Origin of the sequence: Mesorhizobium sp. M0276 (assembly GCF_040321755.1) — a bacterium.
GTDB lineage: Bacteria > Pseudomonadota > Alphaproteobacteria > Rhizobiales > Rhizobiaceae > Mesorhizobium.
The window spans coordinates 1-1,343 of record NZ_JAMYSC010000140.1 but is presented as its reverse complement, the minus strand read 5'-3'; the positions used below and the strand labels follow the sequence as shown (position 1 = coordinate 1,343).

The window sequence follows — 1,343 nt, the reverse complement described above, 5'->3', positions numbered from 1 at the left end:
TCGAAGCTCACGCCATGCGGCACGCCGACATAGCCGATGGTGCCGCCGGGGCGGGAGCAGGCCAGCGCCTGGTCGAAGGATTCTCCCGTGCCGACGCATTCCAGCACCGAGTCCGCGCCAACGCCCTTGGTGAGTTCCTTGATGCGCGCGACGCCTTCCTCGCCACGCTCGGCCACAATATCAGTGGCGCCGAATTCGCGGGCGAGCTTTTGGCGGCTGGCGTGCCGGCTCATGGCGATGATGCGCTCAGCGCCCATCTCCTTGGCCGCAAGCACGCCCATCAGGCCGACCGCACCGTCGCCTACCACCACCACCGTCGATCCTTCTCGGACCTCGGCTGCGTCGGCCGCATACCAGCCGGTGCCGAGAACATCGGACACAGCCAGCAGGTCGGGGATGAGTTCGGCCGGCGGCACCTCGGCGGTGGCGACCAGTGTGCCATCCGCCAACGGTACGCGGGCGTAAGGCGCTTGCGCGCCCGACATGAACTCGCGCTGCACACAGGACGACTGGAAGCCGAAACGGCAATGCGGGCAGGTATTGTCGGAGAGGCAGAACGAGCCGACGACGAACTGGCCGGGGCGGACCGTGCGCACCTCTGCGCCGACCTCGACGACGAGGCCACAATATTCGTGGCCCATATGCATCGGGCCGTCGATCGGCTGCAGCCCGCGATAGGGCCACAGGTCCGAGCCGCAGATGCAGCTTGCCGAGAGCTTGATGATGGCGTCCGTCGGCCGCATGATTTTCGGATCGGCGATTTCCTCGCAGCGGATGTCGCCCGGTTTGTAAAGAAGGGTTGCGAGCATCTTGGTTCCTTTCGAGTGGAGAGATCAGGCGCCGTAGTCGGCCTCGCTGACATGTTCCAGCCAGTCCACGACCTTGCCGTCTTTGACCTCCTGGAGGGCAATGTGGCTCATGGCGGTCTGAGGCGACGCGCCGTGCCAGTGCTTTTCGGCGGGCGCGAACCAGACGACGTCGCCTGGACGGATTTCCTCGACCGGGCCACCCTCGCGTTGCACGCGGCCAGGGCCGGAGACGACGATCAGCGTCTGGCCGAGCGGATGGGTGTGCCAGGCGGTGCGGGCGCCGGGCTCGAAGGTCACCTGCGCGCCTTGGACCCGCCCGGCATCGAAGGGATTGAAGAGCGGATCGATCCGCACCGTGCCAGTGAACCAGCCGGTCGGCCCCTTGCCGGAAGGCCTTGTGCCTGCGCGAAGAATGTCCATGGTGATGTCCTTGTGTCCTCAAATGCGTTCGATGCGAAGCGGGAACTCGCCGCGAATGTGCAGGGCCTGCTCGCCCTCATCGAAGCGGCCGAGCCTGATCAGCCCGGGATGGCG

2 protein-coding genes and 1 pseudogene are annotated in these 1,343 nt (G+C 66.4%); all 3 read right to left on the bottom strand.

Translation table 11 applies throughout. From position 1 onward, the window contains the following. Positions 1–809, bottom strand: an 809-nt coding sequence (locus NKJ01_RS36120) for a zinc-binding dehydrogenase (protein ID WP_352735356.1), incomplete at its 3' end; no start/stop codon positions are given. 24 nt (positions 810–833) lie between these two features. Further along, positions 834–1,229 (bottom strand): (R)-mandelonitrile lyase, encoded by a 396-nt coding sequence (locus NKJ01_RS36115; protein ID WP_352735354.1) that lies wholly within the window; start codon positions 1,227–1,229, stop codon positions 834–836. A gap of 18 nt (positions 1,230–1,247) precedes the next feature. Beyond that, positions 1,248–1,343: pseudogene (locus NKJ01_RS36655) on the bottom strand (cyclophilin-like fold protein); the annotation flags it as partial.

Excerpts from the sequence above, each read along its gene's own strand:
- NKJ01_RS36115 (WP_352735354.1), bottom strand. The coding sequence starts at position 1,229 with ATGGACATTCTTCGCGCAGGCACAAGGCCTTCCGGCAAGGGGCCGACC.